Below are 16,363 nucleotides of genomic sequence, written 5' to 3'. Positions count from 1 at the left end.
ATATATAGAATCTATCTTTTGCTCTTATGATTTAACTAACTTGTGAAATATTTTTATGCTTCTTAAAATACTCTGCTAAATTGAGGATAGAATAGAACAGAAATAAAACGCCTGATACGATTAGACTTAAATATAAGTACTCCATCGGGATGCTTAATGCGGATGACACTTGGCCGACTGCATTTTGATAAGCTTTTGAACCTCCAAAAAGGAGAATAACCACGATGAATACTAAAACCATCGCCTCAATGATCAAGTTGACAAAGATTTGATACTTCTCTGGAATCCTTCTAGCAACAATTACTACTGCTAAGTGCTTCTTCTTTCCATACGCATAAGCAGATCCAATCATCGTCAACCAAATTAAAGCGTATCGTAAAAACTCTTCCGATACCGTACTAGGAGCCCCTAATACAAATCGGGTAAACACTTGCCAACAAGCAACTAGGACCATCATGATCATTAATGAACATGTTAAAAATGCTGTAATCCCATCCACGATTTTTCTCATAGGACCGACACCTGCCTAAATATTTTTAAGGGCCTTTTTTCACCTATAAAAAGGGTGGAAAATAAAGGCCCATTGAATTCACTACTTATTTAATATAACTTTGGAAATCATCAAAAAACTTCTGGTTGTCTTCGCTCTTGGCTTTATACTGCTCATGAAGTGGTGCTGCAGCATCGATGAACGCCTGCTTATCAATAGTATAGAATGTTACACCCATTTCTTCAGAAGCTGTAATGGACTCTTCAACTGCTTTTGCCCAAACATCTTTATGACTTTCAGAAGAAGCTGTTGCCGCATCTTGAATCGCTTTCATTTGGTCTTCTGAAAGGCTGTCTAATACTTTTGTACTAATAATCAAAACATCTGGAACATATTGATGCTCCGTATATGTGTAAGCTTTAGATACTTCACCATGCTTATTATTTGTTAGAGCTGTCTCATTATTCTCAGCTCCGTCTAAAACACCCTGTTGAAGAGATGTATAAACTTCACCAAACGACATTGGCGTTGGTGCTCCACCCATTGCTTCAATCATCGAAATAGAAGTTGGACTTTCTTGAACACGAATTTTCAACCCACTCATATCAGCAGGAGATTCCACTTTTTTGTCCACTGTATAAATGCTGCGTTGACCTGAATCATACCAACCGATACCAACAAAACCATCATCTCTCGTACCTTCAAAAATCTCTTTCACTACTTCACTATTGTCCATTACATTGTAGTAATGCTCTTGGCTTTGGAAAACATAAGGCAGTGAGAAAATCGTAAAGTTCTCATCAAATGCCTCTAATGCACCAGCACTAACTTTCGCCATATCAAGCGTACCTGATTTAACAAGTTCAATTACGTCACGCTCTTGACCTAACTGTCCATTTGGGTAAACCTCAATTTTCACATTTCCATCTGAATTTTCTTCACTTAGCTTCGAAAACTCCATTAATGAAGTATGAATTGGGTGATCCTCAGGCTGGTTATGTGCCAATCGGAGCGAAACAGCTTTTTCACTATCCGTATCTGAACCTTCATTCCCACCATTACTGCTTGTATTATCAGATGAAGAAGAACAAGCTGCCAATAAACCTAAAGATAATACTCCTGTTGCTGCGATAGATAATAATTTTTTCATTTTCATAAAATTGCCCCCTCTAATAGAGTTAAGTTAAGAAGATTTTGACTATAGTTACTACAATAGAAATGGAAGCAGCTATTAATCATGTAAAATTCACTATTTCGCCACAATTAGGAACCGCTTTCATTGATGGTAAAAAAATAAAGTACCATATAGCCTTAATTTTTTAACCGTTTTCTTTCGAAATTAACAACGTTGTTATTACAAAATCAATTCTATCGAATAAAAAACTATTTTTCAACCTTTTTTTTAAATAAAAATTGTATTTTTCGCAAATGATAACGTTGACATTTTCCTGTTTTATTGTAAAAATAATACTATTAACATATTTAATTACTCGCTTTAACAACGTTATTATTTGTAATATTAGTAACATAAAAACTATAAAAACTTGGTGACGAATATGACGATAACAATAAAAGATCTCGCAAATCAAATAGGTGTTAGCTATTCAACTGTATCTAAGGCCCTAAATGATAGTCCGCTTGTTAAACAAGAAACAAAAGAGAAAATTATTAATAAAGCAAAAGAACTTGGATATGAGCCAAATTACGCCGCTCGTCGACTTGTAACGAAACAATCGAATGTCATCGGTTTAATTTGGCCTACACTAGAACGCGTTGCACCTTCCGCCTTAGTAACCAAGCTCAATGAAGTGATTAGTAAAAATAACTATTCAATGATTCTTTCCATCAATTCCATTCATAATTCAATCGAAATGTTTAAGCGCTTTCAGGTGGATGGCGCCATCGTCTTTAACGATCATAATATCGAAATGCCAGCCTCTTTCCCCATGCCTAGTGTGTCTTATGGAGTAAGCAAAGATACGGCGTTTCCTATTATTGATGTGAATTATCGCCACGCAATGTATCTAGCTGTTGAATACCTATATAATTTAGGTCATGAAAACATTGCCTTTTTGGGCGATTTTAGTCCGCTTGATGAAAGACAAATTGAAAAATACCATGGATTCCAGCAGGCAATGAAACACTTCGGATTAAAAGTCAGCAGCCACAACTTGATCAACACAGGTGGCCTAGAGTGGTATGACGGCTATATGGCAACAAATCGTCTTTTAAAATCATCCATTAAACCTACTGCCATTATCGGAACTAGTTATGATATTAGTTCCGGCGTTATTCATGCACTGAAACAGGCAAATTATATTATCCCTAAGGATATGTCTGTCATCAGTTATGACAATATTCCGCAAATGGACACTATGGAGGTGCCTTTAACAAGTGTTGGAGTACCTGTAGAGGAGATTGCGCAAAACATGGTAGAAGCTCTATTAAGTTATATTCATCATCCAGAAACAGTCCCATCAAACCGAACATTAACACCTATGATTGTCGAACGGACATCATGTGCACAAGCTGGAACGAAAAATAAATCGTAAAAGTTGCATTTCAAAAGACATCAAGCACTCGATGCCTTTTGTCGGCCAACAGAAAGGAGCAGGGGAATATTCCTCCTGCTCCTTTCTATACTTGTTGATTTTGCTCTCCGACTTCTGCCATGCTCTAAATCTGTAGGAAACTGTGTGTCCACAATCGGTGTTGCTGACGTTCCTACGGATGAAAGGTTGAAAAAAGCAAAGCCACACCTTTAAGTTGGCCAAGCTAGCCAATATGATTTTTTTTGATATTGCTGGAGAAGTTCAGTAAATTTTTTAACAAATAATCACTGTTCGTAAACTGACTCTTTTCTATTATTTCTTTCATTTCTGTAACAAAGTCACTAATATCAGCCGTGCTTGTCCCCTTAAAACGGTTCGTAATCGTTGTATTTTCCAACGTTGTCATTCGACTATTTTGCTCTGAAAGGAAATGTTCTCTCCATTCAGGGTGAGCCTTTGCTTTTTGTGTAAACTGAATAAGAATACTAGCAAAATTGGTGCCTCCACTTTCCAATTCCGCTTGTAATTTCCCATACAACTCCGGATCAAACCTTTTCATTAAATCCTTAGTTGAAATATAATCACTCGGTGCACCAACAGGTCTCTGAGGCAGTTCAGCATATCTCGCAGTACCTGTTTTCGGATCAACTTCCCTTGTTTTTGAAAGAGCCGCCAATAGATTCATTGTTTTCATAAACTCCGATGATTCCCCTTTAGACATATAATGCTCCGCCAGGTAATCAGCTTGTGATAGACCTAATTCTAATAGTGCTGCTCTTTCCTCATCACTATAATCCATATTCGTTGGAAAAATATTAAACTCAATTATTTGATATACCGTTCGCTTTATTTCTTCACTTTTATTTTCTAATACCTTATCAAGCGAAGCATTAATTTCACTATTAAAGAAAAAGTGCGGGGTTGCGTGATGAATCGCTTCTTCAGGAAGTTCTCTCGTTGGTGTCACTGAACTGAGCTCCAACGAGTCATAACGTACAAAGCTCGTATCTTTGACTGTATACATTTGCGGTTTTTGATGATGGCCATTTCGAAGCTGTATATTTGGATAATGATTTGATCCAGGTCTAAATTGGACTTCCATACTTCATCCTCCCTAATAAACATATTTTTCCTTTGTATCGGAATATTTTAGTAATTTTTAAAGAGATACGGATAAAAATAAGCAAAAAAATGTTACAATCGTCTGAACAATTCAAGATATATTCATCATTTAATGCAAACGTTTTTTCATAACAGATCGTGAACGATAAAACCTGATAACAACAATAAAAAGTTAGTTTTGTTCTAATAAAATGCCAAAAAAGATGCCAAGGCATCATCATAAATGTCTCAGCATCCTTCTTCTTTCCATAGTACTTACTTTCTTATAGAGCATCATCCTCTAATATTTTTGCTAGAGGATAAACTTCTGCACCGTTTCATTTAGTTCATTTGCTAGTGTTGATAAATCTTCAGCATTATCAGCCATCATTTTTATTAAAGCCTGTTTGTAAAGCTGGACTTTTTATGTCTGATTAGCCCAATCAGCAGGAAATGTTACATATAAGAATCTGGCAAAGCCTGAAACCGAAAATTGTATTTTACTCCCCTTAGGAATGAAAATTATTTCCCCCTGTGAAGCACTCATTTTTCTGCCATCAATCATAATATCCAATTGACCTTCAATAACGTAGTCAATTTCGTCTTAATTTAACGTCCAATCAAACGTCGTATCTTTCATCTCCATTATTCCACAGCCTAGTCTTGGACTTTCATGTAAGGAAAATAAATCTTTTGTATATACGATGTCCTGATTATTGCCTGTGTCAAGACGATCTTCTTCAGTCACCTTAATATCAGGCACACGAACAGATATAATTCCACTTGGATCAGAGGTTTTATCGATTAATGAGTTAATTTCATTGCCACCCAACTGCTCGGCAATCAGCTTTCTTACTAATTTTTCTAACGATGCTTTATCCAGCGCTTGCAAATCGATCACCTCCGCTTAATTTTTTTCAGGTTTTCCATACATATTGTTAGTAATAAAAATGGCGAAAATGATGGCTGTGACGCCTCCCACTAATTTACCAACAATCATTGAAAAGATCATATCCTGAGCAACACCTGCCGCAAACCCTAAATGATCGCCGATTACGAAGGCAGCACACACCGAAAAGGCCACATTGATGATTTTCCCTCGATTGTCCATATCCTTCATCATCGCAAACATCGGAATATTATTTGCCAATGTCGCAACCATACCTGCTGCAGAAACCTCATTCATACCAAGGAATTTTCCCAACTTCATAAGAGGCTTATTAAAGAGCTTTACAATAACTTCTACCATGACATAAGCACCAGCTAATACAATGGCAATACTACCAACAATGGCAATCCCCTCTTCAATTGGAGCAGTACCCGGGATAAGTGTAAGCGGTGTTAGAGCATGAATAATTCCAATGGCCAATCCGAGTATTGCAACAATAACAACTCCATGTCCGAAGATCGTAAATCCTTTTATCATTTTTTCTGGAATCTTCCATAAACCGAGAGCCAATAAAATAGCTACTAAAATGATCGGAACTAGATTACTCAAAATCATTCCGATTGAAAACCCTGCTACCATTCCTCCGATAAAACAGCCAACTGGAATTGCAATCATTCCTGCCATTATCCCTGTAGCTAAAAACTTATGATCCTCTTTTCTGATAATTCCTAGTGACACTGGGATTGAAAAAACAATCGTTGCTCCCATCATCGAGCCTAAGATAACACCTGAAAAAAGACCAGCCTCTTCCGTTCCTGCCATTTCAAGAGCTAATTGGTATCCTCCCATATCAATCGCTAGCAAACTAGTTGCAAACATGGCAGGATCTGCACCTAAAAACCCATAGATCGGGACAATGATCGGACTCAATACTTTAGCTAGCACCGGAGCGATAACAATAATTCCGACCATTCCTAATGTTAAGGAGCCCATTGCATTGATACCCTCTTCAAATTTTTCTCCTAATCGCAGCTTGCCATTTAAACATTTATCAATAGCACCTATAACCATAAAAATAACCATTAAATAAACGATAATTTCATTTATTCCCATAATTGGATTCCCCCGATTTTTTGTTCGAGATTTTCCAGATGATGAACGAGATGGTACATATTCGCATCTGAAGTGATCGCCGGTTCAACTTCTTGGAGAAAGACCTCAAAATTTTTCTTCGATCGCAGCTCGTTTCTTATCATTCCTCATTTTCAATTTCGATAGAATCAACTACTCCTACAATGACTGCATCAACTGGAGTTTGGGAATTTTCGAGGGATGCTCTCGCTCCTCCACCTGTCGTCACTAACACTAAATCATTTACTCCAGCACCCGCATTATCAGCAGCAATAAGCAGCTCATTATCATGACCATAAATAGGTTTGACGACAAGAAACTTCAGACCATTTAATTTCTCGTCTTTCCTTGTTGCCCATAAACTACCAACTACTTTTCCAACCTTCATTTCATTTCCCACTTTCAATAATTTTTAAATGGTGGGTTCGAATAAAATCCTTTGCCAATGGCGTAATAATGCTATTTTTATCAATCATAATTTCTTTCATATTTTGCAAATACAGCTTCTGCAAAGCCGCCTCTGTAACGAGCTTTTTCTTAAAAAAGTAAATTTCTTTTGCGGACGACTGCCCTTCATCCCTTTCAATCTCCATTTGTACATTCAAGCCCTCTTCTTCAAAAGAGATGCCAAATTTTTCGAGTTTCTTTTCATATTCGTTGTATATTTTGTATAATGGTGCTGGTGATGACTGCTTGTACGCATAATACTCGACACCTTTACGCAGAATAACAACTTTCTTTCCTTTTAAAAGTGAAGTAAGAATAAACTCTTCTTCACGAGTGCTGCTCACTCCATTAGCGAGATTTGCCAACATTTTGATGGATAAGCGAGGGATGATAATCCTCTCAAACTCGCTATCTTTCATGTCTTCGCCAAAATACACGAGATTGTATTGTTCTTTAAAGTCTCCATCTAGCTCCAATTCCTCTGGAGAAGAAACAACGCAAACCGTTGTCTTTGCCTCTTCTTGTTTTTTTAGCTTTTTAACGATTTCTTCATACAATCGCTCAACTAAATCATTCATTTCCATCATCATCACCCTTTAGGTTCTTTCTTAATGATCCGACCTAAAGTACCTTTATAAAATCCACATGCATTCGCCTCATCATAATCAATATGAAGGACTGTATGGAAACGAGCACTTACACGAACGAGCACATCATCAAAAATAAGCGGACGTTTCCCAAAAACATGGACTTGTACCGTTTCCTGATCTTCAACTTCAAACCGAACAGCATCTTCTGGGCTCATATGGATATGCCTTTTCGCAACGATAAGCCCCTGCGGCAGTTTTATTTCATTTCGCTCTGCCCTTATTGTAATGGCAGGAGTGTTTTCGATCTTTCCACTTTCTCGAACCGGCACATCGAGCCCGATCGATACTGCGTCAGTTAAAGAGATTTCAACTTGAGAATGCTGTCGTTCAGGTCCAAGAATAACTACATTTTCTAAATTCCCTTTCGGCCCAATGACCGTTACCCTTTCTTGACAAACAAATTGACCTGGCTGTGAAAGATCTTTAATCTTCGTTAGCTTATAATTCTCTCCAAATAACCGATTAACTGCTTCTCTATTCAAATGGACATGTCGGCCTGAAGCTTCAACCTCAATAAACCTTTCCATAACTCTATCAATGACAGTATCAATTAATCTTTCCGTATTCATCTCGATCAATCACAGCATCCTCCTTACGAGTTATACTGCCCTGCGTGATATTTAAGCATCATAATCCAGAATAAAGACGACAAGCGATTTAAAGCTAGAATAATATCCTTTCGTTTTGCCTCACCAGTCTCCTCTTTAAAGGCCTCATAAGCCGCTAGCTCTGTTTCACGCGTAGTACTTCGCAGTGTATTTAATCTCACCAAAACTTCACCCATCTTATAATCAGGAATCAAGTGGTCTATGCCATAATATTTCTGTGGGTTATGGGAGATTTCTCGCATTTCCGCTTCATTCATATTCTGCAAGGAAAGCTCTTGCAGCTCTTCTTCCAGTACTTCACACCTTAAGATTTGTCGTACAAATTCCAATATTTCTTGCAAATCTGCCACTAATCTTTTGCACTTTAATGCATGGAACGAAGTTTGCGTCTCCAAGATTTTTGACTCTAGCGAATCAAGCTTCCCTCTAAAAATAATTCGTTTATGATCCTTAAATACTAAAACATTGCCGTATAAAGACGTCATATGCTCTGGCTTTTCTTGCAAAACCCCTCCATAAAGGGTTGTATATTTATAGTGAGAGCTTCTTTGTACTTCCTCTTCCACTTCTATATTCATTTCAGAAGTATCCTCAATGTAGTTAAGTTGAATATGATGCTCACTCAAAAAACCTTTAGCTGAAGGGGTGACAATTGTCCCTTTCGGAACGTCAATCGTTTTAAAGGCTTTTAGATCTTGTCCTTTTAGTCGCTTTCGTAGTTCACTCTCCGTGAGTAGTCCAGCCAAATTTGTCACTTCCTTTTGAAAGGGGGCTAATCCTGATAGAAAAGCTTTTGAGCGAATCAGTAAGCTTTTTCACCTGAAATTTTTCTAGCGGATCAGCCCCTGCTTCTTACTCTTCTACATTTGGCAAAATAGCGGACACTTCCGTATGAGGGCGTGGAATCACATGCACTGAAATGAGTTCTCCTACACGCTCTGCAGCTGCAGCCCCAGCATCTGTTGCGGCCTTTACAGCACCAACATCGCCACGAACCATAACAGTAACTAAACCTGCACCAATTTGCTCCTTACCAATTAGTGTTACATTCGCAGCTTTGACCATTGCATCCGCTGCCTCAATTGCTCCAACAAGACCTTTCGTTTCTACCATTCCTAATGCATTTGCATTTGCCATTTTTAATTTCCTCCTCTTTCAAATAAAATCATTTATGAAGAAAGATACGATGGCTAAGTGACGCCTTTAGCCATCATCTCTTCTTTCTATTTCATTTCTTCTAGCACTTGCTTCAAGATTCTTTCGATAAGTTCCTTATGAGGATGATCATCGATTTTCTCAGGCTTCTTATCTCCGCGGATGTCTTCAAGCTCCTTGACACCCCACGCAACACGGCGAATATTAATTAAATTTAATGGACCAATATTATCAGAGGTTGAACCGCCTCCGATCGCTCCACATCCTAAAGTAAGTGCTGGAACAAGACTTGTGGAAGCACCAATACCGCCGAGAGTAGCCGAAGTATTGACCAATAACCGAGAAACTGGTTTTTTCAAAGCGAACTCCCTGATGACATCTTCGTTCTGTGAGTGAATAGCCATCGTATGGCCGACTCCTTCATTATGCAAAATTTCAATACACCTTTCGCACGCTGCTTCCCAATCCTTTTCAGTATAAAAGGCTAGAATGGGAGCCAACTTCTCTCGCGAATACGGTACATTCTTCCCGACCTTTGTCTCTTCTGCGATAAGCACTTTTGTGCCCTTTGGAATTGAAATCTGAGCTAAGTCAGCTATTTGTTCCGCTGTTTTACCCACGATTGCCGGATTCATCGAACCATTTTCTCTAAGGATGAATTTCTCAAGTTTTCTTCCCTCAGGATAGGATAAGAAATAGGCATCCTGCTTCATAAATTCAGCCATTACTTCTTCACGAATGCATTCTTCAACTATGACAGACTGTTCAGATGCACAAATGACCCCATTATCAAAGGTTTTGGAATCGATAATTCTTTTGACAGCTAGTGGAATATCAGCACTTTTCTCAATGAACGCGGGGCCATTCCCCGGTCCGACCCCTATCGCTGGAGTTCCTGAAGAATAGGCAGCTTTCACCATAGCCGAACCACCTGTTGCTAAAATCAAAGAAACTTGCTCATGCTTCATCAATGTATCCGTTCCTTGCAGTGTCACATTTGAGATACAATTGATCGCATCTTCTGGACAACCAGCCTTCTCAGCAGCTTCCTTAATAATTCTCGTTGTTTCCAATATGCAATTTAAGGCACTTGGGTGTGGTGAAAAAATAATCGCATTCCCCGCCTTAATGGAAATCATCGCCTTATAAATAGCGGTTGATGTTGGATTAGTTGAAGGGATTAGGGCAGCAATCACCCCAACCGGAACACCGATTTCTATTATCTTCTGGCTTGGATCCTCTTTAATAATTCCCACTGTTTTTAGATTTTTAATAGAGTGATAAACAGCTTGAGATGCAAAAGCATTTTTTATTACTTTATCTCTCCAATTGCCAAACCCGGTTTCCACAACAGCAAGCTTTGCTAATTTTTCTCGATTTTCAAAAGCTTCATCAGCGATCGCTTTGACAATAAGGTCAAGTTTTTCTTGACTTAACTGCGCCAGCTTTTTCTGAGCTGCATTGGCTTTGACAATTAAATCTCGCGTTTCTTGAATAGATAGCAAATCTCTATCCTTGAGTTTCATTCACTTTCCTCCTCTCGATAATGGTCCAATATTTTTTCTATTAAAAAATCTTTTCTACCATACTTAATATCTTTCGGACTGACATCTTTTAAATGAAATGAGCGAGCTAACTTTCGCAATTCTCCCACCGTTAGGCTTTCAAGTTCTTGTTCAGCGATAAAATCATTGGAAACTGGATTGCTTCGAGGGCTTTTTTTCTGCTCCGCTTCATCTTGCTTAGCAGGTATAGCTACCTCCACGTCTTTTACTTCCAATTCGGCTTCTTTACGCTCCGATTGCTCTATTTCATTAGCACGCTTGAAGGTTGAACGCTTAAGCACATTCATTGTTTCTTCATGTACTCTTGGAATAACATGGGAAGAAATTAATAACGTAACCTTTTTTGCCGCTTCTCCTCCAGCTTCAACCGCTGCTTGTACTGCCGCTACATCACCTATAAGCTTCACCGTAACAAGACCGCCGCTTATTTTCTCCATATTTAACAAAGTAACATTGGCCGCTTTTAAGGCTGCGTCTACAGCCTCGATCGCACCTACATACCCTTTAACCTCAATGAGCCCAAGAGAAGTTGTTTTCATTTTTTCTTAGCTCCTAATAATTTGTTGGATTTTCTGCAACAAATTGGACTGCTTCCGCAAATGCATCACACGCTGCTTTGCATGCAGATTGACTTCCTGTTAATAAGCCACCTCCAAAATTAGTTTCTGATGGAGGTCCATAAAATGCTGCTATCGTAACATTGGCCGCTTTTAAGGCTGCATCTAGCCCATACATTGCCTCAAGTGGTGGCGCTATTAAATAAGCAAGCGCCTCCCCCTCTTTAATGCCAGCTACTTGAGATAAATAGGAGCCTGTTCTTGATACACAATGGGCAAAATAGGGAATCGAATTGTCATCATTTGCACTGATGAAATGAGCGCCGTTTTCAATAAAGTCCACCGCCGCGCTAAGACCGCTTCGCACTTCTGCCGGGCTTGGACCAGCCAAAATTCCAATTATTTCTCCTGCTAGTTTGGTAGAAGCGTTGGCGCTTCCTGCATAAAGTGATTTCGCATAAACAACCTCAACATCTGCCGCTTTCGTAGCTTCATCTAATGCCGTGTAAGTTACATCATCCGTATCAGCTGTGATGAGACCAAGACTTTTATGATATGGTTTTAAATCCAATTCTTTGGCCATATCAGGACTGATATTGGAGATGATTTTCACGCTTAAGATATTTGCTTGCAGTCTTTCGTTCTTCATCTATCCTCTCTCCTCCGTCCTCTACTTTTTCAAATCTATACCCGAAGCTTTTTTATCAAGCATCGTTTTAATCACTTCCGCTATATGAGCTCCTGCCTCCACAGGCGGGGTTCCACCTCTGTGAATATTTGAGATTACAGTTCTTCTCGCCTCAGGCATATCTACCGTCGGTTTATATGCAATGTAAGCACTCATCGATTCTGCAGTTACAAGTCCTGGACGTTCCCCAACTAGTAAACAAACAACATCTGCATTTGTTTCCTCACCAATCACATCCATTGCTGGCACCCGGCAATGTTTCACAAATAAAATGGCATCAATCTCAATACCGTAAATTTTTAAACCTTGCTTAATCGCTGGAACAACATCTTCCATATTGGCTTCAATCGCCGCTGAGCTTAGTCCATCTCCAATCACAAGCTGAACTTTCGGTTTGCCACAGGCTTTTTTCATTTTCTCAACCATTTCTTTAGAAAACTCTCTTCCTAAGTCTGGTCGTGTTAAATATTCATCTTTGTTTTTACAAAGAGTTTCAATTTGCACAAGTCCGTTCTTCTCCACAAAATCTGTTGGGACGTATGAAAAGACAGCGTCTTGTGCAGCAGCATGATCCGCTCTAAAACGCAACGATGTAATTGTTTTATAGCGAGGTCCTGAGCGCCACACTCCCAATCTAGCCGGAGTCATCTCTTTCATTTTTAAATAGCCCTCACGATTCATCGGTTCTGGAACTAGCAACTGCTTCTTCAAATCAAATTCAGTAATGTCATCAATGCATCCCATGTCGCACTCGTTCTCACTTTGTTCGTCTTTTAACGCAACAGCCGCATTTGCTAGTTTCTTATCTTCTTCACTTCCGCCAACCATATCCCTTAATATATTTTCAATATAAGCTTTAATTTCATTTTCATTTACCACGATTTTTTCCTCCCTCCTATACTAAGAATGCTGATGCGTCTCCTGCTTTATAAGTTAGTTTTCCATTCTGATCAATGAAGCCCATGTTCATCATCCACTGCTCAAATTCCTTTATCGGCTTTAGCCCTAGCAACTCTCTTAATGCAGCCGTATCATGATAGCCAGTACATTGATAGTTCAGCATGACGTCATCTCCATGTGGGATTCCCATGAAATAGTTATTGCCGGCAGCAGATAAAAGCACCGCTAAGTTTTCAATATCATTTTGATCAGCTTTCATATGATTTGTATAACATGCATCACAGCCCATAGGAATTCCTGTTAATTTCCCCATAAAGTGATCCTCTAGACCAGCACGAACAACCTGCTTTGAATCGTATAAAAATTCTGGTCCAATAAACCCTACAACGGTATTAACAAGGAATGGATCGAATTTTTTAGCAAGTCCGTAGCAGCGAGCTTCCATTGTTAATTGGTCTACTCCGAGGTGTGCATTTGCTGAGAGCTCAGAACCTTGTCCGGTTTCAAAATACATAACATTCGGTCCATATGCCGTTCCTTCTTTTAAAGCTAATTGGCGTGCTTCCTCCAATAATTCGGCGTTAATGCCAAAAGCTGTATTCCCTTTTTCAGAACCAGCAATGGATTGGAAAATTAAATCAGTTGGAGCTCCTTTTCGTACGGCCTCCATTTGAGTCGTAACATGAGAGAGGACGCAAATTTGCGTAGGAATCTCCCATTTAAACTTAAATTCATCGAATCTCTTCAAAACTCTTGATACACTTTCGACTGAATCATCTACTGGATTCAGGCCTATCACCGCATCCCCTACTCCGTACGTTAGCCCTTCCATAATAGAGGCGATAATCCCATCTGGATCATCTGTCGGATGGTTTGGCTGCAAACGGGCTGACAATGTTCCATCAAGCCCTATCGTAGTGTTAGCTGTGGCAGTAACTCTTATTTTTTTTGCGCCGTAAATTAAATCCAAATTAGACATCAATTTGGTTACTGCTGCCACCATCTCCGATGTAAGTCCTCTAGAAACACGTTTTATCATGGACTCTGTTGTGTTTTCATCTAAAATCCATTCGCGAAGATCTTGAACCGTCCAGTTTTTAATTTCGCTATAAATTTTTTCATTAACCGAGTCTTGTATAATTCTCGTTACTTCATCCTGTTCATAAGGAACCGCTGGATTATTACGTAAATCAGCTAATGTTAAGTTTGAGACGACTACTTTAGCAGCGACTCTTTCCTCTGCTGACTCAGCGGCAATCTGGGCTAGTTTATCACCTGATTTTTCCTCATTTGCTTTCGCCATTACTTCATTAATTGTTTTGAATTGGTATGTTCTATTGAAAAGCTTCGTTTTTAAAATCACAGAAATCCTCCTCTCAAGTCCTCGTTTAATGAAATACTAATGTTTTAATCACGACCGGCAGCACTTTTCCGTTTGCTATCGGTTTCCCAATATCGATGTAGTCCCCATTCTCTACTTTTATTCCGTCTAGGCATATCACTTTTTCTTCATTACCTGTTTGGGAAAAGAGTGTTTGCCCTAGAACTTTCCCAATATCTTCTTCCGTAATGATAATAATCGGAGATTCTTTCGACATTAACTCTGCCATGCCTAAAGCTAAGCCTGTCCCCAATTTTTCAATTTCCTTAAAAGTAGGGCTTTGTTTTCCACGTAAAGCAATGGCAACATGCTCTAGCCTTCCATCAACCTTAAACCATTCCAATTTCTCTCTCATTCTTTCACCAAACTCTTCAGGTGCCAGTCTTTCGTCATCGCTTGTCAATTTCAGAACAGGAATATTTTTGATTGGGAAAAAATCTCCCGTATACGTAATCGTGCTTCCACTGATCTCGGTTGTATGCGAGCCTGCTCCCACAACTGTTGCTCTAATCGTTTCATCCGGTCTAACTAATGTGAAATTTTTCAAAATGCTTGATTGACGAATAGCCGCACCAAACATAATCCCTATATCTCCATACAGAAACGGGTCTCCTTCATAATCGTTATAAATAGAGTCCGCAACACCTCCAGTAAAGGATATGCATTTTGCGTTTTGATTTCTTTTTAACCCTTTATGGGTAATACATCTTTCGTAAAAAGGAGAATGAACCTCCATCCCTACACTCTCCTTGACTAATTGGACCATTTCCTCAATTAAGGGAGCTAATTTATCCTCGGTTGCAGTATCTCCTAATCGGATAGACAGTTTTTTTATGTCAATGAGCTCTTGAATTTTTGGAGAGATGTATGTAATTTCTTTTGTCTGTCGCTCAACTTTCACTAGTCTCCCGCCAAGGTCTAAACACCCTGTATCTACTACTTCTCCGTTATGAACGAAAGCTAGATTACTGGTCCCACCTCCAATATCAATGTTGATCACCGAGGTTGAGTGTTCCTGTGAATAGTTATGAACTCCCGCCCCCTTTGCTGCAATAATGCTTTCTAAATCTGGTCCTGCCGTAGCCACGACAAAATCTCCGGCAAAACCACTTAATGCTCGTAACACCTCATTGGCATTCTCTCTTCTGGCAGTTTCCCCAGTAATAATCACTGCCCCTGTTTGAATTTCCTCCTTTTGTATTCCTGCAGCCGCATATTGCTGTTCTACAAAGCTTTCTATTTTTTCCATGTCTATTCTGTTATCTTCTAAAATCGGAGTGAAAATAATCGCACTTTTGTAAATGACTCGCTTATCAACAATAACGATCCTTGGTACAGTAAAATTGGATGCCATGTTTTCAATTGTGAGCATGGATAAGACTAATTGTGTAGTAGATGTGCCAATATCAATCCCCACACTTAACATGTTCTCACTCAATTTGCTCACCTCCCTTATTTCCAGCTAAGAACACCATTTTCCAATTACATTTTTGCGCATCCAGCACGACTTGGAAGATAAGAAACAGTTGTGTTGGCATGCGAGAACAAGAGTACCTTTCACTAAAGAAAAATTTCACAAAAAATGAGGCAAAAGCTGTTTGAGCAACATTATCGTTTAGAAAGAAAAAAGGCTTAAAGTTATAGCTATTTCCAAATCGGAAATAGAACTTATAACCTTAAGCCTCTTTGCTTTCGGACTTCTGCCGCAACATTGCGTCATATATCTACATATTAACTTTTGGAATGTTCTTTATACAGTAAATCTAAAGAAGACATCAGTACCTTTTTCTCTTTTTGTTATCCCTAATTTGCCTCGCAGCTTATCTCTTACATAGCTTTGAACAATTGAAAAACCAAGGCTTTTTTCTATTTCTTCTGTATATATAAAGCCTACTCCATTATCTTGAACATTGATCGTTACAATCTCATTTTGTTTTTGAACATCAACGATGATTTCACCTTTCTCCAATCCTTTAAAAGCATGGTCATAACAATTTTGTACTAATTCATTAACAATTAAAGCAATGACAGTTGCTTTGTCACTCTCGATTAAAAATTCCTCATTAAATGTGAAAAACAGTTGAATTTCGTCATTTTCCGTATAGCTAGCTTGCAAATTTTTCATAAGAAAAACCGGGCAAAAACCGCCCGGTCCCTTTTTGTCTAGCGAATATCCGAAATTTTATACTCTATACCGTGTACTCCTTTGTAATACTCGGGATACATTTCTCCTCCGCATTTTTCACACG

General features: G+C 38.8%; 18 protein-coding genes and 1 pseudogene. 1 reads left to right on the top strand and 18 read right to left on the bottom strand.

The genetic code is table 11. From position 1 onward, the window contains the following. Positions 1 to 31: 31 nt before the first annotated feature. Both PZE06_RS17930 and PZE06_RS17925 read right to left on the bottom strand, forming a co-directional pair. A complete protein-coding gene (locus PZE06_RS17930; RefSeq protein ID WP_275791720.1) occupies positions 32 to 511 on the bottom strand; it encodes a TRAP transporter small permease in 480 nt (159 codons plus the stop codon). An 85-nt stretch (positions 512 to 596) separates the two neighbouring features. Beyond that, the gene (locus tag PZE06_RS17925) at positions 597 to 1,646 is read right to left on the bottom strand and encodes a TRAP transporter substrate-binding protein (RefSeq protein ID WP_275791719.1); all 1,050 of its coding nucleotides are present in this window, start codon (positions 1,644 to 1,646) and stop codon (positions 597 to 599) included. A 400-nt stretch (positions 1,647 to 2,046) separates the two neighbouring features. Here PZE06_RS17925 and PZE06_RS17920 point away from each other — a divergent pair, with 400 nt between their 5' ends. Beyond that, the gene (locus PZE06_RS17920) at positions 2,047 to 3,042 is read left to right on the top strand and encodes a LacI family DNA-binding transcriptional regulator (protein ID WP_275791718.1); all 996 of its coding nucleotides are present in this window, start codon (positions 2,047 to 2,049) and stop codon (positions 3,040 to 3,042) included. A gap of 223 nt (positions 3,043 to 3,265) precedes the next feature. Here PZE06_RS17920 and PZE06_RS17915 read toward each other — a convergent pair whose 3' ends face one another. The 16 genes and pseudogenes from PZE06_RS17915 to PZE06_RS17840 all read right to left on the bottom strand — a co-directional run bounded on the left by PZE06_RS17915 (position 3,266) and on the right by PZE06_RS17840 (position 16,239). After that, complete coding sequence (locus tag PZE06_RS17915; RefSeq protein WP_275791717.1) at positions 3,266 to 4,144, bottom strand: hypothetical protein; 879 nt, start codon at positions 4,142 to 4,144, stop codon at positions 3,266 to 3,268. Positions 4,145 to 4,567: 423 nt separating this feature from the next. Beyond that, a pseudogene (locus PZE06_RS17910) lies at positions 4,568 to 5,035 on the bottom strand (cupin domain-containing protein). Positions 5,036 to 5,050: 15 nt separating this feature from the next. Beyond that, the gene (gene eutH, locus PZE06_RS17905) at positions 5,051 to 6,145 is read right to left on the bottom strand and encodes an ethanolamine utilization protein EutH (RefSeq protein ID WP_275791716.1); all 1,095 of its coding nucleotides are present in this window, start codon (positions 6,143 to 6,145) and stop codon (positions 5,051 to 5,053) included. After that, entirely contained in the window at positions 6,136 to 6,288 is a 153-nt protein-coding gene (locus tag PZE06_RS17900; protein ID WP_275791715.1) for a hypothetical protein, read from the bottom strand. The genes eutH and PZE06_RS17900 overlap by 10 nt, the downstream gene beginning before the upstream one ends. After that, positions 6,285 to 6,551 carry a EutN/CcmL family microcompartment protein gene (locus tag PZE06_RS17895; RefSeq protein WP_275791714.1) on the bottom strand — a complete coding sequence of 89 codons (267 nt, stop codon included), beginning with the start codon at positions 6,549 to 6,551 and terminating at the stop codon, positions 6,285 to 6,287. The genes PZE06_RS17900 and PZE06_RS17895 overlap by 4 nt, the downstream gene beginning before the upstream one ends. A gap of 1 nt (position 6,552) precedes the next feature. After that, entirely contained in the window at positions 6,553 to 7,194 is a 642-nt protein-coding gene (locus PZE06_RS17890; protein WP_275791713.1) for a hypothetical protein, read from the bottom strand. A gap of 5 nt (positions 7,195 to 7,199) precedes the next feature. Next, positions 7,200 to 7,829, bottom strand: coding sequence for an ethanolamine utilization phosphate acetyltransferase EutD (eutD, locus tag PZE06_RS17885; protein WP_275791744.1), 630 nt, complete (start codon positions 7,827 to 7,829; stop codon positions 7,200 to 7,202). A gap of 23 nt (positions 7,830 to 7,852) precedes the next feature. Next, complete coding sequence (locus tag PZE06_RS17880) at positions 7,853 to 8,614, bottom strand: cobalamin adenosyltransferase (protein ID WP_275791712.1); 762 nt, start codon at positions 8,612 to 8,614, stop codon at positions 7,853 to 7,855. 106 nt (positions 8,615 to 8,720) lie between these two features. Further along, complete coding sequence (gene pduA, locus PZE06_RS17875) at positions 8,721 to 9,005, bottom strand: propanediol utilization microcompartment protein PduA (protein ID WP_095312896.1); 285 nt, start codon at positions 9,003 to 9,005, stop codon at positions 8,721 to 8,723. Between the two features lie 86 nt (positions 9,006 to 9,091). Continuing rightward, positions 9,092 to 10,549, bottom strand: coding sequence for an acetaldehyde dehydrogenase (acetylating) (locus tag PZE06_RS17870; RefSeq protein WP_275791711.1), 1,458 nt, complete (start codon positions 10,547 to 10,549; stop codon positions 9,092 to 9,094). Then, positions 10,546 to 11,127, bottom strand: a complete 582-nt coding sequence (locus PZE06_RS17865; protein ID WP_275791710.1) for a BMC domain-containing protein — start codon at positions 11,125 to 11,127, stop codon at positions 10,546 to 10,548. The genes PZE06_RS17870 and PZE06_RS17865 overlap by 4 nt, the downstream gene beginning before the upstream one ends. A 13-nt stretch (positions 11,128 to 11,140) precedes the next feature. After that, positions 11,141 to 11,794, bottom strand: coding sequence for an ethanolamine utilization microcompartment protein EutL (gene eutL / locus PZE06_RS17860; protein ID WP_275791709.1), 654 nt, complete (start codon positions 11,792 to 11,794; stop codon positions 11,141 to 11,143). 21 nt (positions 11,795 to 11,815) lie between these two features. Further along, a complete protein-coding gene (gene eutC, locus PZE06_RS17855; protein ID WP_483314073.1) occupies positions 11,816 to 12,577 on the bottom strand; it encodes an ethanolamine ammonia-lyase subunit EutC in 762 nt (253 codons plus the stop codon). Between the two features lie 151 nt (positions 12,578 to 12,728). Further along, entirely contained in the window at positions 12,729 to 14,096 is a 1,368-nt protein-coding gene (locus PZE06_RS17850; protein ID WP_275791708.1) for an ethanolamine ammonia-lyase subunit EutB, read from the bottom strand. Between the two features lie 25 nt (positions 14,097 to 14,121). Next, on the bottom strand, positions 14,122 to 15,552 hold the full coding sequence (gene eutA / locus PZE06_RS17845) for an ethanolamine ammonia-lyase reactivating factor EutA (RefSeq protein ID WP_275791707.1): 1,431 nt from the start codon (positions 15,550 to 15,552) through the stop codon (positions 14,122 to 14,124). Between the two features lie 312 nt (positions 15,553 to 15,864). Next, the gene (locus tag PZE06_RS17840; RefSeq protein WP_275791705.1) at positions 15,865 to 16,239 is read right to left on the bottom strand and encodes an ATP-binding protein; all 375 of its coding nucleotides are present in this window, start codon (positions 16,237 to 16,239) and stop codon (positions 15,865 to 15,867) included. Between the last annotated feature and the right edge of the window lie 124 nt (positions 16,240 to 16,363).

This window comes from Robertmurraya sp. DFI.2.37 (assembly GCF_029211245.1).
GTDB classification, from domain to species: domain Bacteria; phylum Bacillota; class Bacilli; order Bacillales; family Cytobacillaceae; genus Robertmurraya; species Robertmurraya methanolica_A.
The sequence above is the reverse complement of the archived record's forward strand: the minus strand, read 5'-3'. Positions and strand labels throughout refer to the sequence as shown.